Consider the following 24,666-nt stretch of genomic DNA (forward strand, 5'->3'; position numbering starts at 1 on the left):
TCATCAAAGCTATCCATGTTTTGTTTTATTTTTCTAATCCTAATTCATTAATTGCTGCGTTGAGCATTTTTGAAGCTATAGGTCCTGCAGTTTTTACACCATAAGAGTTATCATCTTCCAAAATAACTGCTATCGCAAATTTTGGTTTCTTTGCCGGTGCAGCAGCGACAAACCAAGCGTGGGTACTTGTTTTATCTTTAATTTCTGCCGTACCTGATTTTGCGATTACAGATGTACTAACATTTAGTGTATCGTAACTTTCTGCAGTAGATCTCAAATAATCTTTCAATGTTTCCATATTTTGTTTATTGCCAACTTCAGATAATAATTCAGGCTTAGTTTCTTTAATTACTTTGCCTTCTGAGTCTATTATTTGACTAACCAAATAAGGTTTTAACATTTGTCCATCATTTGCTACAGCGCTCATTGCCATCGCCATATTCAATGGAGTCACCAAAGTTTCTCCTTGACCAAAACTTGTTGTTGCAATATCTGCATTACTCTTTGTTTTAGAATATCCATTAACGCTTACTGCTACTGGTAAATCAAAAGGAATTTTCTTGCCAATCATAAATTTTGAAGCATTATCTTCTAAAATTTTGTTGCCTAATTTTACACCCTGCGATGCAAAATACACATTCGATGATTTTTTAAGCGCTTTTCTCAAATCCGTCTCTCCAAAAACAGCGCCATTATTATTTGAAATAGTGTACTTGTTAAACTCAATTGTACCAGTATTATCTTCTACAACTTTGTCAACTTTGTCTTTATTTTCTAATATTGCATTACCAGTAATTATTTTAAAAACCGATCCCGGAGTATACATTCCCTGTGTTGCACGATTTAATAGTGGAGATGTTTCCCTATTTAAAAGTTCTTGCCATTGTGATGAAACTTCATTTGGATTATATGAAGGAAAAGTTGCCATTACATAAACTTCACCAGTTGTCGGATTCATCATTACGATTGAACCTTTTTTGCCGTCTAATAAATTGTATGCAAGTTTTTGTAGAGTGGAATTTGTGGTCAAAACAAGATCGTTACCTTTATTATTTGAGCTTACGATATTTCTCAATTGTGATAAAGGCGTATCTTTGTTAATGTTTAATAGTTCTTTCATGTATGATTTTTCAAGACCAGCTGTACCGTAGGTTTTTGAATTGTATCCAGTTATATTTCCATAAATATCGGCATAATCAAAAAATCTATAATTTTTCCCAGATTGATCCTTCTTGGTTTCTACCAAAACATTTTTATCTCTATCATAGATTGTTCCACGTTCAACCTTATCTTCATCTACCCACAATCTTTTATTGTATTCATTGTTTGCAATTTTATCAGCTTTTACTATCTGGAAATAAGTCAAATACAAAACCAACAAAACAAACAAAGTCATCAAGAAAGATAAAACCACAATAATTCTTTTGTTCATTTTATTTTGCATAAATATCTTCCTCTCCTTGATCAGTTGAACAGAATTGTAAAATCGCAAGGCAAATAAATGACATCGCCATTGAAGTACCACCGTAACTTACGAATGGTATAGTAATTCCTGTTAAAGGAACCAACTTCATAACACCGCCAAACATAACAAGACCTTGAATTGCAAAAATAACAGAAATTCCAAGCGCCACAATCTTGTAAAATTTATTTGATTGATACAAAGAAATTTTCATTCCTCTATAAATCAAAATCAAAAACAACATTATTACACCCATTCCTGTGAAAGTCCCCATTTCTTCACATATCGCTGCGAAAATAAAATCACTTGTGACTACAGGAACTACATCAGGTCTTCCTAATCCAAGTCCAGTTCCAAAAAATCCACCACTTGCAATCGCAAACAAAGCTTGTGTAATTTGATATCCAATTCCATCAATATTCTTCCATGGATCTAGCCATGTAGACACTCTTATTCGTATATGAGAAAAAAGCATATATGCAGCTACCGCTCCGGCAATAGCTATGAGTAAATTTAACAAAATTAATCTGATGTCTTCTTGATTTACAATTTGGTAAACTAAAAATAACCCGTAAAAAATCATTGCAGTTCCCAAATCTTTTTGCAAGAAAAACATCCCAATAAACAGATACACAACAATCATCAAGAAATATCTTTTGATTATAGGTAGATATTTTTTGTATTTTTGCGCTGACTTTATATTTATCTTATCTAACAAATCAGTGTTATAGTCATAACTAGCTAAGAAAAATACATACAAAATTTTTGTAATTTCAGATGGTTGGAATCCAACTCCAAATATGCTAATCCAGTTTCTAGCTCCGTATTTATCTTCAGCAAGAAGTAATGTCAATAGAAACATCACAACACAACCTATCAAATAAAGTGCTGTGAATTTGTACCATTTTTTGTAGCTTTTTAAAATAAAAAATGTTCCAAAAAACAATAATATCCCTATGGTAAACCACATTATCTGCTTCAATCCTTCATAAGGATTAAGCCTATAAATCACGATTACACCAATACTAAATAGCATACAAGCGATTTGTAATATATATCCATCACCTTTAGTGATTCTCGTTACGTATTTATTTGCCAAAAACATTAAAATTGTAGCAAACAAAAAATAAGCTAAAGCTTTCGGATCTAATCCTTTTTCGTTTGAACCCAAAGCTAGAAAAAAACCAAATATGTTAAACAGTAATATCAAATAAACTGGCTTTATCATTTTACTATTTACACGCATTGGTTTTAAATTATCGATAAATTCTTTAAATCTGCTATTTTTCTTACGTTTAGTTTGCATCTTTGTCACCATTTACAAACATAAATTCAATTTGTCCGATATCTATCAAATCTTTGTCGTTCAATCTTGCAGAATTTATCAATTTATGTCCATTCAAAAAAGTTCCATTAGCAGAATTCAAATCCTCGATATAATAATTATTTTTTTCTTTATAAATACGTGCATGTCTCTTCGATATAAACCTATCCTTTAAAGCAACTTGATTGCTGTCGTCTCTTCCTATATTAGCAGTTCTTCCTATAAAATAATGCTCTTGTATTTTAAAAGGCAAATTTTCTTTTCTATTAATTAGTTTTAAATAAGTATTTGAACTGTAATTCATATTGTTTGTTCCTTTTATGTCCAAATAAATCATCTTGATTATGTTGAAAATAAAATAGTAAATTATTATTACAAACAAATATTTAAAAAACATAGAAATTAAATTATATAATTTTAAATTTGGAGTAATTTGTATAGAAAAGAATGCGTCCAATATGTCAATAATGTATTTCATAGGCTCCCATCCTTTCACATTGTATCCTAATCTAATATATCATATTTTGGACTTAAAAAATGAATAATAAAGTTACAATTTGTCAAAATTAATCCTCAAATATAACAGAATCGTCAGTGAATCCTTTAATTCTCGCCAATGATTCTATAGTGTAACCTTGTTGTCTTAAATTGTCTCCACCTTTTTGAAAAACTTTTTCTATCAAGATTCCAATTCCTTCAACAGTTGCATTCGCTTGTGAACAAATATCAATCAAACCTTCCAATGCTTTACCATTTGCAAGGAAATCATCAATTAATAAAACATGATCATTTTCATCTAAGTACTCTTTTGAAACCATTACTTCGTAGCTTCTATTTTTAGTAAAACTAAACACTTCTGTTCTGTAACAATTATCTCCCAAAGTTTTTGAACTTGTTTTCTTTGCAAAAACAACAGGACAATTAAATCTAATCCCACATGCATACGCAATTGCAATTCCACTAACTTCAATCGTAAGTATTTTGTTTATTTTTTTATCCTTATATTTTTCATAAAATTCATTTGCCAAATCTTCAAAAAGAACAGGATCAATCATGTGATTAATGAACCTGTCTACTTTAAGTATATTTCCTGGTAATACTTGACCATCTTTCATTATTCTTTCTTCAAGTTCTCTCATTTTTCTCTCCTAGAATTTAATATAGTATATTATACATACAATATCAAAAAATCTCAATATTTACCAATTAAAAAATATCACTTACCCAAGAATGAAAGGGCAAGTGATATTTTAAATTATTTAACATTCATCATTTTTTCTTTTGCTATTTTTTCAATATCCAAAACTTTTTGTTCAGCTTTTTCTTTTGAATCTGCAACAGAATAAATATATAGTTTGATTTTCGGTTCAGTTCCAGAAGGTCTTAAAGCATACCATGATCCATCGTCGTAGTAATATTTCAAAACATTTGATCTTGGAGTTCCATAATCTTTGTAATTTACATCGTAGTCTTTTGTTTCAACTAATTTTGTAGAACCTATTTCATTAATTGGATTATGTCTGAATTCTTCCATAATTCTTGCGATTTTTTCTTGACCATCTAATCCTTCTAACACAACAGAAGAAAGTGAATTTTCATGATATCCAAATTCTTCATACAAATCATTTAAAACATCAATCAATGTCTTTTCTTGTTTCTTATAAAAAGCTAACATTTCTGAAATCATCATTGAAGAGCTTACAGCATCCTTATCTCTTACAAATGTTCCATAGGAATAACCAATACTTTCTTCATATCCGAATACCCAAGATTTTTCTCCAGTTTTTTCGTATTCATTAGCTTTTCCACAAACATTTTTGAATCCGGTTAATGTTTCAATCATTTCAACGCCGTATTTTTTTGCAATTTTAGCAGACAAATCTCCTGTTACAATTGATTTAACAACTGCTGGATTTTCTGGCAAATCGTCTTTTTCGTATCTTTGACTTAAAATATAATTAGTCAATAATGCTCCAATTTTATTACCATCTAAGAAGACATATTCTCCATTACTTAAAACTTCGACAGCGGTTCTGTCTGCGTCTGGGTCTGTAGCCAATAACAAATCAGCTCCAACTTCTTTTCCCAAATTAATAGCATATTCAAATGCTTCTGGGTTTTCAGGATTTGGATAAGGAACAGTCGTGAAGTTACTATCTGGATTTTCTTGTTCTTTTACAACATAAACAGTTTTGAATCCTCTAACATCTAGGATATGTCTTACAAATCTATTTCCGGTTCCGTTTAAAGGAGTGTACACGATTTTAACATTCTTATCAATATTATCGTCATTAATTGTAAGGCTTAGAACATCATCAAAATAATCTTTATCTAAATTTTCTCCAAAATATTCTATCTTCCCATCGGCTATTAATTTTTCAAAATCTCCTATCTTCACTTCAGTAAAACTTTCGATTTTATCCAAATTATTCAAAATTTCATTAGCTTTATCTTCAAGAATTTGGCTACCTTCTTCCCAATAAGCCTTGTATCCATTGTATTCTTTTGGATTATGAGATGCTGTAATCATAATTCCTGAAATGCAATTGAATTTTCTTATAGAATAAGACAACATCGGTGTTGGTCTAATATCGTCAGACAAATAAACTTTTATTCCATTAGAGGCTAATACGTTTGCTGATATTTCTGCAAATTCTTTGGAGAATTTTCTAACATCATAACTAATGCTAACTCCTCTTTTCAAAGCTTCATCTCCGTAATTTTTGATTGTATCAGCAAGTGCTTGTGTTGTTTTCATTATATTGTACTTATTCATTCTATTAGTACCTGCCCCGATTTTTCCTCTCAAACCTGCAGTACCGAATTCTAAAGATTTATAAAATCTATCTTTTATTTCTTCATCATCATCTTTTATTGACATCAATTCGTCTCTGGTTTGTTGATCATAACACTCATCATTTAACCATTCATTATATTTTTTTAAATAATCCATAAAATCCTCCTATTGATAATAAATTAAACCTTTGTACAAAGATTTTTCTTTAAACCATTTTTCTAAATCATACACTCTCTTTGTTCCCCAGTTTGAGCATTCAATTTTCCAACTATCATCATAATAAATCGCAGTTATCGTAACCCAATGAAATTTAACATCAGGATTTTTATGATTTAACGTCAACATCAAAACTGGATATCCATTTGCGATTGCGCCAATAATATATGTCACTATATTTCTGATATTCCAAGTAAAATTGTAGTTTTGTACAACAAGGATCACTCCGTTTTTCTTGGCGTACTTTCGAATAGCACTGTTCATTGGAAATAAAAATGGAACGCCATATAGTTTAGGTTTAACAAATGTAGATAACTTGTCAGCAAATTTTATATAATCAGTCTTATTTATCGGACTGCCGATAAAATTTTCTGGAACTAACTTAGCATATTCTTTTTTTGTATTTGCAATGTAGATAAGAAAATTTGTGACAGCAATTACTGAACAACCTTTTTTAGTAAGATATTTTGAATGCAAAACATCTTCAAACCATTGTTGATCTCCACCAAAGAATCCTTCTATACTCAAAATTTTATCTACATATTTAAGTTCATACCTAGTATCCATTATTTCTCCATACTTATTGAATATACCCCGCTTTTTCTCTCTCCAATCAAAATTATATTTCCGCTTACCTCTGTTTCAATTATTTTTTCATCAAATATCTTCGTGCATTTTACAAAATGTTTAAAATACTTGCTCAAATCAAATTCGAATTGTTCCCCTGAATTTATAAAAACAAGCAAAAATCCTTTATCATTTTTAATACTAAAACAAATACAAAAATCATTTAAATCATAAAATTTGATTTTGTTTCTAATCTCATTTTCATCATATAGATTAAATTCTGAATGTCTTTTTCTAAATTCAATTAACGATTTTACATATTGGTATATTTCATTGTTATCATATTTCAACTTCCAATTCACTGCATTAATATCAAGTGGTAGATTATAAGTATTTTTAAACATCAATTTGCTTCTCAAAAACTCATTTCCACAATGGAAAAATGGTATCCCTTGACTTAGCATTATCAAATCAAAACAAAGTTTTGTAGATGTTACAATATCTGCATTTGTTTTAAGTAATTTATCTTGAAGTATTAAATTATCGTGTGAATTAAAATAGTTAATAGTTTCATTAGAATTTTTGCAAAACCCACGTCTTTCTTCATCATAGTAAATCGATCCACAAATTCCTACTTCCAAACTAATTTTATCTACATTTTTTTGAACAAAACCTGTAGAAATATCATCGTTATCACCTTTAATGGCATTTCTAAAAAAAGGATTGAATAACGCATAATCTTTTCCTTTTTGACTACCAAAAGTGGTTCTTCTGTTTTTTGGTAGTGGAGATTCATCTGCCATCCATGGCTCTCCGTAAATAATTACATTATCATCTTCTTTTCGAAGTTCACTTACGATTTTATCAGTTGTTTCTGAATCTATCAGAGCCATCAAATCAAATCTGAAACCATCAACGTGAAATTCTTTTTGAAAATATAATAAGCTATGAATAATAAAATCTCTTACAAATTCATCTTCTGTGTTTAATTCATTACCAACACCAGATCCATTTGTAAAATCTCCATTATTATCGCGTCTATAAAATTGTGGATAAATCAAATTAAATGGATGATCTTTATTTCTAAAAGTGTGATTATAAACCACATCCATAATCACACCGATATTATTTGCATGTAAAGTTTGAATCATTTTTTTCAATTCAAAAATTCGATTCTTTGGATTTTTTGCTTCTGTAGCAAAGCTACCTTCAATACAGTTATAATTTTCAGGATTGTAACCCCAATTGTAATTATCTTCAGAAAATTTTTCTGAATTTCTCTCATCAACCCCCACAAAATCAAATACAGGCATTAAATGAACATGTGTTATGCCCAAATTTTTTAAATGATTTATTCCTGAAACATGATTTTCTTCTACCAGTCCCAAAAATTTTCCGCGATACTTTTCATCAACTTTGCTAGAAATATCTGAAGAATAATCTTTTATCGACAATTCATAAATTATAGCTTCATTCCTATTTGCTATTTTGTATTGTTCATCTATGAACCCTACTGGATTTGTGGAATTCAAATCTACGACACATGACTTTAAGCTGTTGATTGAAGAAGCTTTACAAAATGGATCTACAATTTCAAACTTTTCATCAAGCTGATATTTGTAATATACTCCATTCAAATCTCCCTCAACCTTGACTTCAAAATATCCATAACTTTTTTTCATATCAACAGAATTGTATCTTACATCATCGTAATTTTCGTACAACAATAATTTTACACTAGTTATTTGGGGAGCATAAATCTTAAAAACTGTATATTCTTTGTTATAATTAAACCCTAAATCATACATTTATAACTCCTAAATATCCTTTAAATAGTTAATTCCGAATTTTTTGGATATTTCTATATTTTTAATCATTAAACCGTTCCACAAATTTTCATTCAAATACCATTTTTGAATTTTTTCATTAACTTCCACAAAATTATCAAAAGAATTTATCACATTAAAACTATCGTTGTATTTAAGAATCAAATTATAAATCTCATAAAATTCATCTATGAATTTTTTGTTTTCTAATAATTCGATATTTTTTAATATAAAATCCATACAACTGGATTCTGTATTTGCGAAATTTTCTTCATCAAACTTGATTACTCCAATATCTTTTAATCGACTCATATTTTCATAAACATTGGAATTACTTGTCAAAATAATTGAACCGTTATTCATAAATGCGTAAGGATATGTGTTTGAAATATCGAAGTTTTTATATGGAATATAATTGAAAACATCACAAGCTTTGGCGAAATCTGGCATTTGATCTAGCATAATATTTTCGACAAACACTAATTTTATTTTTTCTTGAATTAGCTTATCCGAATTAATTATCTTAGATAAACCAAGACACAAACTAATTGTTTTTTTGCAAAATAAATAATCAAATGAACTCATGCCACCAATAAAAAACGTCGTAGGAGTAATTATCGTATTCACATTATCTTTTAGTTTTAAGTACAAATACAAAATATAAAAAACATTTAGAGCTTGTCTCTTACCCTCGTGAAAATCTGATAATTGCATATTAAAAATGCTCTTATCATTTATATTTTCTAAACTGTACTTTTCTACAAGTTTTTTCTTATATTTTAGTTTGCTAGAATACAAATTATCACATTCCAGACTTTTATAGAATAAATCGTCGTTAAACCCATAGGTTTCTGTCACAATTTTAACTTCAACGTTTTTGTTGATATTCACATATTTGCTATTCAATAGATATTTCTTTTGATAATCAGACCCAACCATTATAGAATGTGTTACGAAAGCAATAAGATTAAAACAATCTAGAAAATTGTCTTTGATAATTTGTGCGTACCCATTTTTCTGAGCATTTTCATTTAGCAAATGGATAATATTTTTAATATAATCAAACTGATACAAAAATCTCAAATCCATTAATTCAAATGACTCTCTGTGCAGATTAATATTATAATACTTGAAAATTTTATTAGATTTTTCCAAAGCTTTTTCAAAATCATATCCAAAATCCAATAATTTTTGCAAGAACGCGATTATTACCAGAGCAACATTTGTTTCAACGATATTAATTTGAATATGGTCTTCGATATTATCTGGATTTTTGAAAAATTTGATTTCGTCATTAAATATGTCTTCCACTATTGAATCTGCAAGAAATTTTTGTTGTAAGAATTTAATATACTTTCCAAATTCGTCAATCTGAGGTGTGTAAACAAATTGGCAAATTGAGTCTAGTTTGTTCTCCTCAGAATAAATCTCCTCAATTTTTCCGCGAATAAAATTTTCGTAATTAAGATTGGGATTAGCTTTTGGTGCAAATAATCTGATAAAATTTGTATTCCAATTTATATAAGGAATATCGTATATTTGTGATTTAATTTTATTATTATCTAATTCTATGTCGTATTCACTAAATCTTTTAAAAACTACGCTTGTTTTTGGATTATTAAATACTGTCTCAATTTGATTTTCATCGACTATTTGTTGTTTAAACTGTGAATTTTTGTAAAAAATAGAATACACTTTACAAAACTTTCCTTGTTTTGAAAGTTTCTCAAACAAATCTACTGAGAATCTTCCTATATAACTTTGTCCTAAGTGCAGATCATTGTCCATATTTACAATATCTTCATATTTTTCTTGTAATATTTTTTGTAATGGAGTTTTTAAATTGAGTTTTTCAATATAATATTCAAACAAATTTTCTACCATTAGTTCAAACGACACTATATATGTTCTAGAAGATTTGTTAGTAGTTATATTTGTGTATTGTTCAGAAATAATTTCTTTAATGACTTCATTTAATGCTATTCTAATTTCATAGACATCCGCATCTTGAAGATCGCCTAATGAGTTATACGATAATTTTATCTGCAATAGCTTTCTTAATCGATCTTCGGAAATATCAATCATTTAATGATCTCCTCATAAAGTTGGATGTATTCTTTTGCAGATTTTTCCCAATCATTTTTTGACTTCATAGCATTTTCTTGAATTATTTTGAAATCATCATTGTAATAAAAAGATATAGCTCGTCTCAATGTGTACAAGAAGTCATGAGCGTTGATATTTGTAAAGGAGAATCCATTTCCTTCTTTGCTAAATTCGTTAAATGATTGAACAGTATCCCTCAATCCTCCAGTTTCACGCACTACTGGTATTGTTCCATACCTCATAGCAATTAATTGAGATATTCCGCAAGGTTCAAATATTGATGGCATCATCAAGAAATCTGCTCCTGCATAAATCTTGTGTGATTCTTCATTATTATAATAAATATTTGCTTTTAATTTATCCGGGAATTTCCACTCATAATATTTGAACATTTCTTCATACGAATAATCACCTGTTCCCAGAATTATCACTTGTACATCTTCTGTCGTCAAAAACTCATCCATAATGTATCTTACAAGTTCTAATCCCTTGTTTTCAACTAATCTAGTAACCATGGCGAATATAGGCACATCTTTTTCTTCCAAACCGTACATTCTTTGTAATGCTTTTTTGTTCACGGATTTATCTTTGATATTTTTCAGTGAGTAATTTTTAAATAAATATTTGTCTTTTTCTGGGTTCCAAATAGTTGTATCAATTCCATTTGTAATTCCAGATATTTTGTAGTGATATTGTCTGATAACACCATCCAAACCCTCTCCAAAAAATGAGTATTTAATCTCATCGGCATAAGTTTTAGAAACAGTTGTAACTTTATCGCTAAAAACTATCGCACCTTTCATAAAGTTAATTGCATCGTAAAATTTCAACGCATCTTCAGAAAAATACATAGGTGATAAATCTGTTTGTCTAAGTGAATTTGAACTGAATACACCTTGATATTTTAGGTTGTGAATTGTAAAAACAGTTTTGATTGACTCATAGAACGGATCTCCTTTAGCAAAATCTCTAGCATAAACATTTACCATTGCTGTGTGCCAATCATTGGAATGGATAATGTCACAATCAAAATCGATATATCTTAACAATTGAACACAGGCTTTAGAGAAAAATACGAATCTTTCACAATCGTCATTTTCTCCATACACATTATCTCTGTTAAAATAATCCTCATTATCTAAAAAATAAAATTCCACGCCTCTATGAATGTATTTGAACACACCAACATAATGATGTTTAAAATCTAAATCTACATAAAAGCTTCCTTCAAATTCAAATTTTTTTCTGTATTCTTCATTTATCAATTTGTACAAAGGGATGACCACTTTTACATCATGACCTTGCTTTTTCATTTCAAGTGGAAGTGTCCCTGCTACATCTGCAAGTCCACCAGTTTTTATAAACGGATCAGCCTCTGCTGCACAATATAATATCTTCATTTACATTCCCCTATTTATCTTCTAGTATTGCATTCTTTTTTAATTCGTATGGATAATTTGGATTACCAACAGCAGTTACATTTTCTTTTATCAAAACTCCTTTATCAGTAATCGTATTTACAACTACTGCATTTTTTTCTATAACAGTTCTCTCGAAAATAACGGAATTTTTGATAACAGAACCCTCTTGAATTTCTACGCCTCTAAAAATAATTGAGTTTTCTACTTTACCATCTATTTTGACTCCGTTTGCTATCAATGAATTTTTCACACAAGCAGAATCACCATACAATGCTGACGGCTCGTCTTTTGATTTTGTTAACAACAATCCATTTTTGAAAAATACATTATTGTAAATATCGGCATTCAATAATTTCAAATTCGCATCGTAAAATTGAGTCAAATTTCTGATTACCTCAACATATCCGTCAATCATGTACACACCGATTTTTAATTTATCCAAATTAGAAATAATAACATCAATTAATTCATTAGAATTAGAATTTTTAGCTGCATCGTGAATCAAATTCAAAAAGACTTCTTTTTTCATGTAACCAATGTTAGTCATCAAATTAAATTCATCATCGACTCCTTGATTCGTTCCTATGCTGATTAAATTGCCTTCATCATCCAAGTTTAATCTAGTCTCACCGATGAATAATCCCGTTGCATTGTCCATCTTTTTGCAGAACAATAATATGTCCAAATCTTCTTTTATAAATCTATCATGAGAAGTCGAAAAATCTTCTCTAAAAATAACCATTGGATCGTAGAAGTACAACTCATCTTCTTTTGATTTCAAATAAAAATCTTTAGTTTCATTATAAGCTACAATTTCCTTACCTGCATTTTCAAATGTTGGAGGAAAAATAACAAGTCCATTTCGTCTTCTGTTCAATTCATAACTTTCACCATTTCCCAAGTGATCAAGAGTTGACCTCATAATTTTGCCACCATACAAAACAACATTTGAAAATTCATTGTTTGCAAAGTTACTCAATGCAATATCTATAATTCTATATCTTGCTCCATAAGGAAGCATATATTCTGGTCTGGAATCTGTTAAATATCCAAAATCTTGTCTACTTTTTCCGCCGTATATAATTCCAATACAATTTTGCATAAATTCCTCCTAACACTCTTCAATTCCATCTTCGCTAACCAAGAAGATTTTGTCGGAGTTTTTTTCACCAATTACTTGATTTTCTTCAATAGTCATGGACTCTGCGACTACACAGTTGTAAAGTTTTGCACCTTTTTTGATAACGGTATCGCTTAAAATAACAGAATCATGAACTTCTGCATTCTTTTCTACAGTTATCGAAGAAAACAAAACGGAATTGTTCACATTTCCGTAAATCAAACAATTTTCATTAATTAAAGATTTTTTGACCTCTGCAACTTCATCAACATAATGAGGAGGAAGATTTCTGTTTTTTGTGTAAATTCTCCAATTAGTATCGTACAAGTCAAGTCTATTATCAGGATTTAATAAATCCAAATTGGCCTGCCAATAACTTCTTACAGTTCCCACATCTTTCCAGTAGCCATCAAATTTCCATGCAAAAACATTTAGTCCATCATTTATAATCTTAGGAATTATATTCATTCCAAAATCGTGTTTCGAATTCTTATCTTCATTGTCTTCAATCAAATAATTTTTTAAAGTATGCCAATTGAAAATATATATTCCCATAGAAGCCAAATTACTTTTTGGATTTTTTGGTTTTTCTTCAAATTCAACAATTTTCCCATCTTCATCGGTATTCATAATACCGAATCTACTAGCTTCGCTCCAATCTACTTCCATTACTGCTATTGTAAGTTCGCTATTCTTATCCTTATGATATTTTAAAATTTTATTGTAATCCATTTTGTAAATATGATCACCAGATAAAATAACAACATATTCTGCATCTAATTCATCCAAGTAATTCATATTTTCGTAAATAGAATTGGCTGTACCTTCATACCAATTACCACCACTTTCTGTGGCAAATGGAGATAAAATTCTTAAACCGCCAGAATTTCTGGATAAGTCCCAACTAGATCCATTTCCTAAATGTGAATTTAATTTGAATGGTTTGTATTGTGTTAATATTCCTACATCTCTTATATCTGAATTTGCAGCATTACTCAAAGCAAAATCAATTATTCGATATTTTCCACCAAATGAAACTGCTGGTTTTGCAACATTTTTTGTCAATGCTTTTAGTCTTGAACCTTGTCCTCCCGCTAAAAGCATAGCGACAACTCTATTTCGCGCCTTCATACGCCCTCCTATTTTATATTGATATTTCTAAGTTTATTTAATTTTATAAACATCGCAGAAAATGGTTCTATATCAACTTTGATAGAAAATTTTCTGTCGTTGTGTCCGTTATTTTTGGAATAATAAGGTTTATTCCTTAGCAAATTACCACCATATTTTTTCATGGAAGAGTTAAGTACAACTGAATAAAGCGCATAATAATCGACACCTACAGGATATTTCTCTCTTTTTACAGGTGTGAAATTAAAAATACAAATAACTTTTTCGTTTTTAGAATTTATTCTCTCGAAAATAATCAAAGATTCATTTGCGTTGTTCACATCTTCCCATTGAAAACCTGAATAGCTAGTATCCAAATCATAAAACTCGTTATTATCTCTGTAAAATTTATTCAAATCTTTCATGAAATGTTTTAATTGTTGATGTTTTTCGTATTCCAAAACTTCCCATGTGATGTCTTTGTATTCATTCCATTCATCAAATTGTCCTATATCATTACCCATAAATAAAAGTTTCTTACCTGGATGAGCAAACATAAACGAATACAAAAGTCTTATTTGATCGAATTTTTCATCGTAAGTTCCAGGCATTTTACCAATCATTGAGTTTTTCATATGAACTACTTCGTCGTGACTAAATGGTAGAATGTAATTTTCATTAAAGGTGTACATTATCGAAAAAGTTAATAAATTATGATGGTCTTTCCTGAAGATTGGATCCATCTTCATATATTTGATTATGTCATTCATCCAACCCATATTCCACTTAAAATCAAAACCAAGTCCATTTTCTTCTACAGACTTCGTAACATTTGGCCATGAAGTTGATTCTTCTGCAATGACAAAAGCACTTGGAAATTCTTTTTTGATTGTTTGATTTAATTTTTTAATAAATTCGATAGCTTCCTTGTTCTCATAGCCGCCATCTTCGTTTTTGATATCTTTTCCACCAAAGTTCAAATAAATCATATAAGCAACTGCATCAACCCTTATTCCATCCAAATGATAGTATTTGAGCCAAAATAATGCAGAAGATATAAGAAAATTCACCACTTCTTTTTTTGAAAAGTCAAAGTTCAACGTTCCCCATTGATCATTATCAGCTAAGTATTGGTCAGATTTTTCGAATAAATTACTTCCGTCAAATTTTCTAAGTCCAAAATCATCTCTACAAAAATGAGCCGGCACCCAATCCATGATAACTCCAATATCATTCTGGTGTAATTTGTCAATCAAATACATCAAATCTTTTGGACAGCCAAATCTAGAAGTCGCTGCAAATAAACCCGTAAGTTGATATCCCCATGATCCATCAAATGGATGTTCCATTAAGGGCATAAATTCAACATGTGTGTAATTCATTTCTTTGATATAAGATACAAGTTCATCTGCTAATTGAACGTAGGAGAGATAATTTTCATCATGTTTTCTCCATGAAGAAAGATTTATTTCGTAGATACTCATAGGACTGTGAAATATATCAGTTTCTTCTCTTTTTGTGAGCCATTTTTTATCACTCCATTTATAGCCATCAATGTCATAAACCTTGCTTGCTGTTTTAGGTTTTAATTCGCTATGAAATGCAAATGGATCCGCTTTATATAAAACTCCTGAATCTTGTGTTACTATTCTGTACTTATATGAATCAAAGATTTTAACATCTCTAATACAAATCTCCCAGATTTGTTCATCGTGTAATTTTTGAAGCGGAAGTGAATAATCGTCCCAATCATTGAAATCTCCAACTAAATTTACGTGCTTAGCATTAGGAGCCCACACCAAAAATCTGGTGTAGGTTCCAAATCCATCTGAGTAAATATGAGATCCTAAAAATTTGTACAAATTATTATTGTTTCCTTCATGAAACAAATATACATCCGTTTCATTATTTCCCTGATAAAAATATTTTTCCATATTTTCTCCCAGCTATTTAATTAGCCTTTTATACAGACTTATTCTCCAGTTATCATGTTTATTGTCATGATTTTATTCTTCAAATCTAAAATTTGATTGTTAAGTTGATTGTATTCTTCAGAATCCATATTGTTATGGTCGAATAATTCTTTATTTTCATACAATCGATCGATTTTTTTCTTTATCTTTTCTAATTCGGCATACAAATCATTATTTTCTCGGTTTGTAGATATTTCTTGTTCTATATTGTAATTTCCAGCTTCAAATTCTTCTGTTGAATAAATTTTTGGGATAACAGCCTCAACATTATACTTTTCTTTTAACAAATTAGATAAAGTTTCTGCTCCCTCATTTTCACCATGTGTTATGAAGATTTTCTTAGGCTTTACTTTCATATTGTCTACAAAATCCATAAGATTGTTTTGATCGGCATGACCTGAAAATCCGCCCAAATTATATATTTCAGCGTTGACTTTTATTGTTTCGCCAAAAAGTTTAACTTCATCTATACCATCTAATAAAATTCTTCCAAGTGATCCTTGCGCTTGATACCCAACAAAAACAACTGCGTTTTTTTCATCCCACAAGTTGTGTTTCAAATGGTGACGAACACGTCCAGCTGTAGCCATTCCGCTAGAAGAAATAATTACTCTAGGGAATTTTACGCTATTAAGCATTTTCGATTCGTCTACATTTTTAACGTAATGTAAGTTTTCGAATTCGAATACATTATCTCCACTTGAAATATAATCCTTTGCTTTTTGATTAAACAAATCGGTATTTTTCATAAATGCTTTTGTCGCTTCGATAGCCATAGGACTATCTACGTATACTGGGACTTTCTTCTCATAATGATTTTTTATTTGATAATCGTAATAACTGTTTAATTCATAAATGATTTCTTGAGTTCTTCCAACTGCAAAACTAGGAATAATTACAGTTCCACCTCTTGATGACACTTTTTCAATTATCTCAATTAAAGAATGTACACTTTCTTTGTAAGGTTCGTGAATTCTATTACCATAAGTGGATTCCATAACTAAATAGTCGCAACCAGATAAAACATATGGATTGTTTAAAATAGGATTATTTGAAGTCCCTATATCTCCTGAGAAAATAATTTTTGTAGTTTTGCCATTTTCAGTGATAAATATTTCAAGACTTGACGATCCAAGCATGTGACCAGCGTCTCTGAAAACAACACTTATGTCCTCATTTATTTTAACTACCTCATTATAGTAACGCCCTTGAAATAATGAAATACAACTCATTGCATCTATCGTCGTATAAAGTGGACTTAAAAGTTTTTTTCCCGATCTTTGTCTTTTTCTATTTTCCCATTCAACATCACTCTCTTGAATCTTGGCACTATCCATTAGCATTATTTCTGCCAAATCTTTTGTAGCTTTTGTGCAGTAGATTGGTTTTCTGAAGCCATTTTTATATAAAAATGGAATTCTTCCTGTATGATCAATATGAGCATGCGTCAAAATCATAAACTCCGCTTCACTAAAGTCTATTTCATCATGGTTTTTTTGTTCTAACTCTTTACTTCCTTGGAACAATCCGCAGTCAACCATAAATTTGTGTTTTTCAGTTTCCACAAGATAACAAGATCCTGTTACCTCTTGTGCAGCTCCTAAAAATGTAATTTTCATTAAATCACCTCTTATTTACTATATACCCAAAATGTTATGTCATAGTAAAATATCCGCAAAATAAAGTTTGCGGATAAAAAGTTATTTTTGTTTTCTTTTTCTTTTTTCTTCCAAATTTCTTGCTATTAAAGTATCTAATACAAGTTCATAACCTTGAGCACCGTTTTGTAAAGATCTATTCACCCTACTAATGGTCGCAGTAGATGCGCCAGTATCTTTTTCAATTTCGCTATAAGTTTTTCTTATTTTAAGTAATTTTGCTACTTCTAATCTTTGTGAAATTGAATGTAACTCTCTCATTGTGCAAACGTCTTCAAAAAAACGTTGTAACTCCTCTTTTCCATTTAACATCATAATTGCATCGAAAAACTCATTTAATGTGTTATCCTTGATATTAATTTCAGCCATAGTTTTACTCCTTAAAATTTTTTTTTGGGTAACCTTTACCCATCAATAAAATATAATATAATGCATTTGATAATTTAAGTATACACGCTTTTTCTAACTAAAGCAAATGTTTTTTTTAATTAAACTTCTAATACACATCCCTATACTAATTAAATAGAAAAATTATGATACTTTATATTTTTATATACATTATATACCCATTAATGTTAGTGTTTATTCTCGACAATTCAATTTTATTGTTAATTTTATTTTAAAAATTTTAAATTAAAAAAAGGGAACTTATCAACTGATAAATTCCCGCTAAAATTATTTATTATATTTTTTTGATTTGTATCTTAATTGAGTATCCAAAATCTTCTTTCTCAATCTCAAATGATGAGGAGTAATTTCAATTAATTCATCTTCTTCAACAAATTCCATCATTTCTTCCAAACTCATGATTTTTGGAGGAGATAGTTTTAATGCTTCATCTGCTGCGGAAGATCTGATATTTGTTTGTGCTTTTTTCTTACATATATTTACTTCAATATCTAATCCTTTTGCATTAGACCCTACAACCATTCCTTCATATACTTCATCTTGAGGTTGTACGAATAAAATTCCCCTGTCTTGTGCTGAATTTAATCCATAAGCTGTAGCAACTCCTGTATCAAATGAAATCAATGAACCTAATTGACGTTTTGGAATTTCGCCTTTATAAGGCTCATATCCTTTAAGTTCTGTGTTGATAACTCCATTACCCTTTGTATCGCTCAAAAACTCTTGACGATATCCAATAAGACCTCTAGAAGGAATTTCAAAAGTAAGCCTTGTATATCCGCTAGAAGTATTTGAAATATCTTGCAACTCACCTTTTCTTGTTCCCAATTTCTCAATTACAGTACCAACAAATCCTTCTTCAACATCAATTGTAACTATTTCAATTGGTTCAAGAACTTTTCCATTTTCGTCTTTTTTGAATAAAACTTCTGGTTTTGAAACTTGGAATTCAAATCCTTCACGCCTCATATTTTCTATTAAAACAGATAAGTGAAGTTCTCCTCTACCACTAACTCTAAAAGTATCTGTAGAATCAGTATCTTCAACTTTTAGACTTACATCCGTTTCTAATTCTTTGTACAATCTAGCACGAACTTGTCTACTTGTTACAAACTTTCCATCTCTGCCAGCGAATGGAGAATTGTTAACTGAGAAATTCATCGCCAACGTAGGACTTGAAATGCTTACAAATTCAATAGGTTCACAATCTTCTTCATTTGCTAATGTGTCTCCAATTTCTATTCCCTCTACACCAGTTAAGGCTACGATAGAACCGAATTTAGATTCATTAACTTCGACTCTGTTTAATCCATCGAATTCGTAAATCTTAGTTACTTTAATCTTCTTTTTCTTATCTGGATTATTGTAATTTACTATAACACAGCTATCATTAACTTTTACTTTACCTTGTTCAATCTTACCGATACCAATTCTACCAACGTAATCGCTAAAATCAGTTGTAGAAATCAAAAGCTTAAATGGTGCATCTTCTTCTCCTTCTGGAGCTGGAATGTAGTCTATGATTTTGTCCAATAAGGCAGTCATATCTTCTGGTCTTTCTTCCAAATCATCAGTTGCAAATCCTTCCCTAGCAGAAGCAAATACAAATGGAGAATCCAAATAGGATTCATCTGCATCTAATTGAATAAATAAATCCAAAATTTCATCTACTACTTCATCTACCCTAGCTTCTTTTCTGTCAATTTTATTGATACAAATAATTGTAGGTAAATTTAATTCAAAAGCTTTTTTCAATACAAATTTTGTTTGTGGCATAGGTCCTTCAAAAGCATCCACTACCAGCACAACTCCACTCGTCATTTTCAATACACGTTCTACTTCTCCTCCGAAGTCAGCGTGACCCGGAGTATCTATAATATTAATTTTATGATTTTTGTAGTCAATTGCAGTGTTTTTAGAAAGAATAGTAATTCCTCTTTCACGTTCTATATCATTACTATCCATTACACGATCTTGTACATCTTGATTTTCTCTAAAAATACCACTTGTTTTCAATAACCCATCTACCAAAGTTGTCTTACCATGGTCAACATGGGCAATAATTGCTACGTTTCTTACATCTTCTCTTTTCAAAATTCCACTTCCCTCTAATTTGTGACACTTCATTATATCATAAATTGAAAAAAATAAAAGAAAAATTTGTGTAAAATCACATTTAATAATTTTTTGCAATAAAACAAGCTATTAGATCACTAATTAATTAGGTCTCACTAATAGCTTTGCTTCAACACAATTCTCTTTAATTTTTAATTCGTCAGCTAATTTACTTACTATAAATAATCCTCTACCTCTGACATAAATATCATTATTAAAATAACTGTTCGAACAATAATCAATCCCTGTACCTTCGTCTTGTACACATATTTTTATCGAATCATCATTCAATTTTATTTTGAAGGTTATTTTCTTATTTATATCAAACTGGTTACCATGTTCTAGTCCATTAAAAATCAATTCATTAGTTATTAATCGTATATCATAAAGTAGTTCTTCATCTGGTACAACTTTTCTTAATAGTCTGAGCATAGTATGAATATTTTTAGTAGCAATTGTCCTATCGCTGACAAATTGCCTCTTAAACATATACATATTATCACCCAATATTTATATACCCATATGTTCAATAAATTTAACAACTTATCATTAAATATTTGAATTATAAATAAAAACCGAAAAATGATTAGAATTTTTTTCAGTGGGTATATATAATTTGTACCTGATAACAGGTAATTATCTTAAAGGGGGAAATTAAACATGAAAAAATATGTATGTGACGTATGTGGATATATTTATGATCCAGCTGAAGGAGATCCAGACGCAGGTGTTCAACCACAAACAGCTTTCGAAGATTTAGCTGAAGACTGGGTTTGCCCAATTTGTGGCGCTGGAAAAGATGACTTCTCAGTTGTCGAATAATCCAACAAAATTATATGATTGGCAATAATAATTCATACATGACATAAAATTATTGCCACACACAAAATATTTAAAAACAAAACCCCAATCACTTGGGGTTTACTTACTTTTATTCTTCAATACCACTACCATATTTTAGAATCATTTCAAGCTGTTCCATAACAGCTTTTTTATTTGTCTTGGAAGTTGAACTGTATTCGTAGATGAGGTTATCATCATCTATGTTGAGTTCTTTTTTTATTATATTCAAATTCTTTTTAATCATTGTTTTTCCGATTTTGTCTAATTTTGTAGCTATTACTAACCCACAAAATCCACTTTGAATAATCCAATTATACATTTCTTTGTCTTGAACGGTTGGTTTGTGTCTAATATCCACAATTAAAAATACTTCGTACAAATTTCTTCTATTATTTAAATAAGTTTCTATAACTTGCGCCCATTTTTTCTTTTCAGATTTTGATGTTTGCGCATACCCATATCCTGGTAAATCTACTAATCTAAACTCATTATTTGCATTGTAAAAATTAACTGTACGCGTTTTTCCAGGTTTAGAGGAAGTTCTTGCTAAGTTTTTCCTATCCAAAATAGAATTAATAAAAGATGATTTACCAACGTTACTTCTTCCACAAAAAGCAATTTCTGGTAGAGATTCATCAGGATATTGTTCTTTCAAAAAAGCGATTTTTTCCAAATCAGAATTAATTATTTTCATATTCACCTCCATTAAATATTTAAGAAATATAACACTTATTATAACAAAACTTTAATTTATTTGCACTAAAAAAGCGACTTCAAAAAGTCGCTTTGATTGATGACTTTAGTCAGTTGAGTTCGCTTGCGAACGAAACAATAAACTACCCGCTATGCGGGTAGGCGTTCTTAGGTTATACCAAAAAAATCACCAAGTATTATAATAGAGTTGTTCAGACCTAAAATAATAAGAGGTGATTTTATGGCAAATAAAACTAATTCATTGTCTCACACAAAATGGATGTGCAAGTATCACATAGTCTTCACTCCAAAGTATAGACGAAAAGTGATATTTTATCAATATAGAGAAAGTCTCATAGAAATATTCAAATTACTTTGTAAATACAAAGGAGTAGAAATAATAGAAGGGCATATGATGCCAGATCATGTACACATGTTAGTAAGCATTCCACCAAAATTATCAGTATCAAGTTTTATGGGATATTTAAAAGGGAAAAGTGCCCTAATGATGTTTGACAGACATGCGAATTTAAAATACAAATTTGGCAATCGTCATTTTTGGGCAGAAGGATATTATGTGAGCACAGTGGGATTGAATGAAAAGACAATAGCAAAATATATAAGAGAACAAGAGCAACATGATATAGCACTTGATAAATTGAGTGTAAAAGAATATACAGATCCGTTTGGGAAATAGAAATTAAAAATCCCTTTCAGGGATAGGCTAAAGTGGCAAAAACAGTTAGGTTTGAATGGAGTGAAAACCAGCGCCTTGAGACGCTGGTTGGTATCACTCGGGCTTATAGCCCTTGAACAAACCACCCGTTTTACGGGTGGTCATGATTAATCTAAATTATTGTCTTTGTCCTAATTCTTTGTCTAATATTGCAAGACCAGCATTACTGTTTTCAGTTCTTTCAAGTTTTGCTATGATATTATCAAAAGTAGCTTCTTCTTCGATTTGTTCGTCAATGAATTTTTGTAGAAGAGTGTATACTTCATAGAATTTGATTTCATGAGCTGCATCAAATAATTCTCTGATTCTTCTTGTAACCTCTTTTTCGTGTTCTAAAGCAGCTTTGAAAATGCTTAATACATCTTTATCGTAGTCAGCTTTTGGAGCTTCAATTGTTTTATATTCAATCTTATATCCAACTTCTTGTAACCAATGTCTGAAGTATTCAGCGTGTTCATATTCTTCATGAGCTTGCTTTTCCATGAAGTGTTCAAATCCATCCCAATCCATTTCGTTGAATTCAGAAGCCATTTGTTTGTATTCATAGCCTGATTGTAATTCAAAAACTAATTGTTCGTTAATTTTGTTTAATAATTCTTCTCTGTTCATTTTATCATACTCCTTATAATTTAATTTATGTGACTGTTAGTTAATCATTTTACTTAAAATTTAAGAATACAAATCATAAACACCGTAAACTTTAAGATTATTTTCTACCAATAGCTTCATAATTTCAGGAATCAATTTTGCTTTTTGTTTGGTAGTAAATCCATTGTAATTTATTTCGGTGTTATTTAAATCCATATATTCTGATGAGTCAATAACCTTAATTATTTTGTCGTGAACTTCTTGTAAATGCATGTCTGCAATTACAAAAGTAATGTTGCAAATTCTATCGTCATCAATTGTTGGAATTATTCTATTTATCAGTAAAACATTATTCATAACTAACCTCTTTTTCTCTTTCTATATTTATATACCCAGTTTCTATTATTTTATTCAATTGACCCTTTCTTTTTTTTATATTATACTGATTAAAAAGAGGTGAGAAATGAAAACATCACATAATAGAGCGAATAAACAAAGAAAAGGAAATAAAATTGCGAATAAAATATTTTTATTGGTTTTATTACTTATCTTTGGCTTTTTCGGTTACAAATACATAAATTCTAGGCCAGCTGAATACAGTCAAATAATTCCAAAAAAATACATACTCAAAGATTTTGATGAATTATGTAATCAAATTGAAAGTTCATATATGAATTTACCACAAACAAAAAAATACAAAGATATCGACTTTTTATCTTTAAAACCCAACTTTAAATCTAAAATAAAATTGGAATCAGGCAAGAAGAAAGACGAAATGTCGACACAAGAAGTATTTGATTTGTACAATGATATTTTGAAAAAGCTCTATGATTCAAATGTTAGAATAGCAGATAAACACACTTTTAATGAAATTCTACAACAAGATAATCACAATCAAATATTAAATAATTTATCAATGAAGAGATATTCTAATTTGACTGAAGAAATTCCTGAAAAAACTTTCAGAGCGTATTCTATTGACAATTACAAAGATGCATTATATGTAAAAGTATCAGACTTTGATTCAGTAAATATTCAACAGGACGCCCAAATTTTCAGCAGTATCTTGAAAACTAATAAAAAGAAAAATAAAATCATAATAGATTTGAGAGATAATGATTCCGATAATTTAGATTATGCGATTAATGTGATAATCAAACCTCTACTAAAATCAGACATTAAATTTGAGTTTAATGTCGCAAATAAAACTCAACCTATTATATCAAAAAATATTCTAGATAGAAATGATATCAGCTTTAAAACTACAGAAAATGTGGCGAACATCAAAATAAACGATAATCAAAAAAGTATAAAATACATTACTAATTTTAAACTAGCAATAAAAAAATCAGAAGACCAAAAATGCGATGTGTATATATTGCAAAACAAAAATACCAGAAACAGTGCTGATTTCGTGTGTCAAATAGCCAACAGAACGAAGTTTGCAACTACTGTAGGAGAAACAACTTCTGGAAATGGTCTGAATATAGTTCACACTTACAAGTCACTTCCTAATACAGGATTAATCGTGGAGTACCCTCTTGGACAAGGTCTTAATGAAGATGGCACAACTAATGAAGAAGTTGGAACTATACCAGCTATAAAATTAGATGATAACAGCGAAATCGTAAAATTATTATTATCTAGAGTTAATTAAAATAAACGATCTAATATTAATGGTAACATAAATATTGGATCGTTTT

At 29.7% G+C, this 24,666-nt stretch carries 22 protein-coding genes; 3 read left to right on the forward strand and 19 right to left on the reverse strand.

Features of this window, described 5'->3' with window-relative positions; genetic code table 11:
* Positions 1-25: 25 nt before the first annotated feature.
* From ABDJ34_RS02180 to ABDJ34_RS02255, 16 genes are all read right to left on the reverse strand, one after another.
* On the reverse strand, positions 26-1,444 hold the full coding sequence (locus ABDJ34_RS02180; protein ID WP_412701214.1) for a peptidoglycan D,D-transpeptidase FtsI family protein: 1,419 nt from the start codon (positions 1,442-1,444) through the stop codon (positions 26-28).
* Positions 1,434-2,768, reverse strand: a complete 1,335-nt coding sequence (locus ABDJ34_RS02185; protein WP_094207303.1) for an FtsW/RodA/SpoVE family cell cycle protein — start codon at positions 2,766-2,768, stop codon at positions 1,434-1,436. Before ABDJ34_RS02185 ends, ABDJ34_RS02180 begins: the two co-directional genes overlap by 11 nt.
* Positions 2,758-3,264: an FHA domain-containing protein gene (locus tag ABDJ34_RS02190; RefSeq protein ID WP_154254571.1), complete on the reverse strand. Its 507-nt coding sequence runs from the start codon at positions 3,262-3,264 to the stop codon at positions 2,758-2,760. Before ABDJ34_RS02190 ends, ABDJ34_RS02185 begins: the two co-directional genes overlap by 11 nt.
* An 88-nt stretch (positions 3,265-3,352) precedes the next feature.
* A complete protein-coding gene (locus tag ABDJ34_RS02195; RefSeq protein WP_353316327.1) occupies positions 3,353-3,925 on the reverse strand; it encodes a xanthine phosphoribosyltransferase in 573 nt (190 codons plus the stop codon).
* Positions 3,926-4,041: 116 nt separating this feature from the next.
* Positions 4,042-5,739 carry a phospho-sugar mutase gene (locus tag ABDJ34_RS02200; RefSeq protein WP_412701215.1) on the reverse strand — a complete coding sequence of 566 codons (1,698 nt, stop codon included), beginning with the start codon at positions 5,737-5,739 and terminating at the stop codon, positions 4,042-4,044.
* Positions 5,740-5,748: 9 nt separating this feature from the next.
* The gene (locus tag ABDJ34_RS02205) at positions 5,749-6,366 is read right to left on the reverse strand and encodes a hypothetical protein (RefSeq protein ID WP_412701216.1); all 618 of its coding nucleotides are present in this window, start codon (positions 6,364-6,366) and stop codon (positions 5,749-5,751) included.
* Positions 6,366-8,174 (reverse strand): type I pullulanase, encoded by a 1,809-nt coding sequence (pulA, locus tag ABDJ34_RS02210; RefSeq protein WP_412701217.1) that lies wholly within the window; start codon positions 8,172-8,174, stop codon positions 6,366-6,368. Before pulA ends, ABDJ34_RS02205 begins: the two co-directional genes overlap by 1 nt.
* 9 nt (positions 8,175-8,183) lie before the next feature.
* Positions 8,184-10,277, reverse strand: coding sequence for a glycogen/starch/alpha-glucan phosphorylase (locus ABDJ34_RS02215; protein WP_412701218.1), 2,094 nt, complete (start codon positions 10,275-10,277; stop codon positions 8,184-8,186).
* Complete coding sequence (gene glgA / locus ABDJ34_RS02220) at positions 10,274-11,698, reverse strand: glycogen synthase GlgA (protein WP_094207308.1); 1,425 nt, start codon at positions 11,696-11,698, stop codon at positions 10,274-10,276. The genes ABDJ34_RS02215 and glgA overlap by 4 nt, the downstream gene beginning before the upstream one ends.
* 10 nt (positions 11,699-11,708) lie before the next feature.
* Complete coding sequence (gene glgD / locus ABDJ34_RS02225; RefSeq protein WP_353316333.1) at positions 11,709-12,821, reverse strand: glucose-1-phosphate adenylyltransferase subunit GlgD; 1,113 nt, start codon at positions 12,819-12,821, stop codon at positions 11,709-11,711.
* A gap of 9 nt (positions 12,822-12,830) precedes the next feature.
* Entirely contained in the window at positions 12,831-13,970 is a 1,140-nt protein-coding gene (locus ABDJ34_RS02230) for a glucose-1-phosphate adenylyltransferase (RefSeq protein ID WP_316449938.1), read from the reverse strand.
* Between the two features lie 8 nt (positions 13,971-13,978).
* Positions 13,979-15,883 carry a 1,4-alpha-glucan branching protein GlgB gene (gene glgB, locus ABDJ34_RS02235; RefSeq protein WP_412701219.1) on the reverse strand — a complete coding sequence of 635 codons (1,905 nt, stop codon included), beginning with the start codon at positions 15,881-15,883 and terminating at the stop codon, positions 13,979-13,981.
* 38 nt (positions 15,884-15,921) lie between these two features.
* Positions 15,922-17,541, reverse strand: coding sequence for an MBL fold metallo-hydrolase RNA specificity domain-containing protein (locus tag ABDJ34_RS02240; RefSeq protein WP_412701220.1), 1,620 nt, complete (start codon positions 17,539-17,541; stop codon positions 15,922-15,924).
* 81 nt (positions 17,542-17,622) lie between these two features.
* Positions 17,623-17,949: a YerC/YecD family TrpR-related protein gene (locus ABDJ34_RS02245; protein ID WP_094207313.1), complete on the reverse strand. Its 327-nt coding sequence runs from the start codon at positions 17,947-17,949 to the stop codon at positions 17,623-17,625.
* Positions 17,950-18,255: 306 nt separating this feature from the next.
* Positions 18,256-20,115 carry a translational GTPase TypA gene (gene typA, locus ABDJ34_RS02250; protein ID WP_154271807.1) on the reverse strand — a complete coding sequence of 620 codons (1,860 nt, stop codon included), beginning with the start codon at positions 20,113-20,115 and terminating at the stop codon, positions 18,256-18,258.
* A 90-nt stretch (positions 20,116-20,205) separates the two neighbouring features.
* Complete coding sequence (locus ABDJ34_RS02255; protein ID WP_225559831.1) at positions 20,206-20,592, reverse strand: ATP-binding protein; 387 nt, start codon at positions 20,590-20,592, stop codon at positions 20,206-20,208.
* Between the two features lie 171 nt (positions 20,593-20,763).
* On the opposite strand from ABDJ34_RS02255, the gene rd reads away from it, so the two are divergent.
* The gene (gene rd, locus ABDJ34_RS02260; protein ID WP_002836766.1) at positions 20,764-20,925 is read left to right on the forward strand and encodes a rubredoxin; all 162 of its coding nucleotides are present in this window, start codon (positions 20,764-20,766) and stop codon (positions 20,923-20,925) included.
* Between the two features lie 109 nt (positions 20,926-21,034).
* Here the strand turns inward: rd and yihA are convergent, their stop codons facing one another.
* Positions 21,035-21,640 carry a ribosome biogenesis GTP-binding protein YihA/YsxC gene (gene yihA / locus ABDJ34_RS02265; protein ID WP_412701221.1) on the reverse strand — a complete coding sequence of 202 codons (606 nt, stop codon included), beginning with the start codon at positions 21,638-21,640 and terminating at the stop codon, positions 21,035-21,037.
* A 240-nt stretch (positions 21,641-21,880) separates the two neighbouring features.
* Here yihA and tnpA point away from each other — a divergent pair, with 240 nt between their 5' ends.
* Positions 21,881-22,336 carry an IS200/IS605 family transposase gene (gene tnpA / locus ABDJ34_RS02270; RefSeq protein ID WP_002838224.1) on the forward strand — a complete coding sequence of 152 codons (456 nt, stop codon included), beginning with the start codon at positions 21,881-21,883 and terminating at the stop codon, positions 22,334-22,336.
* A gap of 156 nt (positions 22,337-22,492) precedes the next feature.
* Here the strand turns inward: tnpA and ABDJ34_RS02275 are convergent, their stop codons facing one another.
* Entirely contained in the window at positions 22,493-22,984 is a 492-nt protein-coding gene (locus ABDJ34_RS02275; protein WP_227905108.1) for a ferritin, read from the reverse strand.
* A 60-nt stretch (positions 22,985-23,044) separates the two neighbouring features.
* Positions 23,045-23,320, reverse strand: a complete 276-nt coding sequence (locus ABDJ34_RS02280; protein ID WP_094203845.1) for a hypothetical protein — start codon at positions 23,318-23,320, stop codon at positions 23,045-23,047.
* Between the two features lie 106 nt (positions 23,321-23,426).
* Between ABDJ34_RS02280 and ABDJ34_RS02285 the strand changes: the two genes are divergently transcribed.
* Positions 23,427-24,620, forward strand: a complete 1,194-nt coding sequence (locus tag ABDJ34_RS02285; RefSeq protein ID WP_412701222.1) for a S41 family peptidase — start codon at positions 23,427-23,429, stop codon at positions 24,618-24,620.
* Positions 24,621-24,666: the final 46 nt, after the last annotated feature.

It is taken from the genome of Finegoldia dalianensis, assembly GCF_046255015.1.
Taxonomy (GTDB): domain Bacteria; phylum Bacillota; class Clostridia; order Tissierellales; family Peptoniphilaceae; genus Finegoldia; species Finegoldia magna.

Excerpts from the sequence above, each read along its gene's own strand:
- tnpA (WP_002838224.1), top strand. The coding sequence starts at position 21,881 with ATGGCAAATAAAACTAATTCATTGTCTCACACAAAATGGATGTGCAAG.
- ABDJ34_RS02285 (WP_412701222.1), top strand. The coding sequence starts at position 23,427 with ATGAAAACATCACATAATAGAGCGAATAAACAAAGAAAAGGAAATAAA.
- typA (WP_154271807.1), bottom strand. The coding sequence starts at position 20,115 with ATGAAGTGTCACAAATTAGAGGGAAGTGGAATTTTGAAAAGAGAAGAT.
- ABDJ34_RS02205 (WP_412701216.1), bottom strand. The coding sequence starts at position 6,366 with ATGGATACTAGGTATGAACTTAAATATGTAGATAAAATTTTGAGTATA.
- ABDJ34_RS02185 (WP_094207303.1), bottom strand. The coding sequence starts at position 2,768 with ATGCAAACTAAACGTAAGAAAAATAGCAGATTTAAAGAATTTATCGAT.
- glgB (WP_412701219.1), bottom strand. The coding sequence starts at position 15,883 with ATGGAAAAATATTTTTATCAGGGAAATAATGAAACGGATGTATATTTG.
- ABDJ34_RS02200 (WP_412701215.1), bottom strand. The coding sequence starts at position 5,739 with ATGGATTATTTAAAAAAATATAATGAATGGTTAAATGATGAGTGTTAT.
- ABDJ34_RS02255 (WP_225559831.1), bottom strand. The coding sequence starts at position 20,592 with ATGTTTAAGAGGCAATTTGTCAGCGATAGGACAATTGCTACTAAAAAT.
- ABDJ34_RS02245 (WP_094207313.1), bottom strand. The coding sequence starts at position 17,949 with ATGGCTGAAATTAATATCAAGGATAACACATTAAATGAGTTTTTCGAT.
- yihA (WP_412701221.1), bottom strand. The coding sequence starts at position 21,640 with ATGAAAATAATTAATTCTGATTTGGAAAAAATCGCTTTTTTGAAAGAA.
- glgD (WP_353316333.1), bottom strand. The coding sequence starts at position 12,821 with ATGCAAAATTGTATTGGAATTATATACGGCGGAAAAAGTAGACAAGAT.
- ABDJ34_RS02240 (WP_412701220.1), bottom strand. The coding sequence starts at position 17,541 with ATGAAAATTACATTTTTAGGAGCTGCACAAGAGGTAACAGGATCTTGT.
- ABDJ34_RS02215 (WP_412701218.1), bottom strand. The coding sequence starts at position 10,277 with ATGATTGATATTTCCGAAGATCGATTAAGAAAGCTATTGCAGATAAAA.
- ABDJ34_RS02275 (WP_227905108.1), bottom strand. The coding sequence starts at position 22,984 with ATGAACAGAGAAGAATTATTAAACAAAATTAACGAACAATTAGTTTTT.
- ABDJ34_RS02230 (WP_316449938.1), bottom strand. The coding sequence starts at position 13,970 with ATGAAGGCGCGAAATAGAGTTGTCGCTATGCTTTTAGCGGGAGGACAA.
- ABDJ34_RS02180 (WP_412701214.1), bottom strand. The coding sequence starts at position 1,444 with ATGCAAAATAAAATGAACAAAAGAATTATTGTGGTTTTATCTTTCTTG.
- ABDJ34_RS02195 (WP_353316327.1), bottom strand. The coding sequence starts at position 3,925 with ATGAGAGAACTTGAAGAAAGAATAATGAAAGATGGTCAAGTATTACCA.
- ABDJ34_RS02190 (WP_154254571.1), bottom strand. The coding sequence starts at position 3,264 with ATGAAATACATTATTGACATATTGGACGCATTCTTTTCTATACAAATT.
- glgA (WP_094207308.1), bottom strand. The coding sequence starts at position 11,698 with ATGAAGATATTATATTGTGCAGCAGAGGCTGATCCGTTTATAAAAACT.
- pulA (WP_412701217.1), bottom strand. The coding sequence starts at position 8,174 with ATGTATGATTTAGGGTTTAATTATAACAAAGAATATACAGTTTTTAAG.
- ABDJ34_RS02280 (WP_094203845.1), bottom strand. The coding sequence starts at position 23,320 with ATGAATAATGTTTTACTGATAAATAGAATAATTCCAACAATTGATGAC.
- rd (WP_002836766.1), top strand. The coding sequence starts at position 20,764 with ATGAAAAAATATGTATGTGACGTATGTGGATATATTTATGATCCAGCT.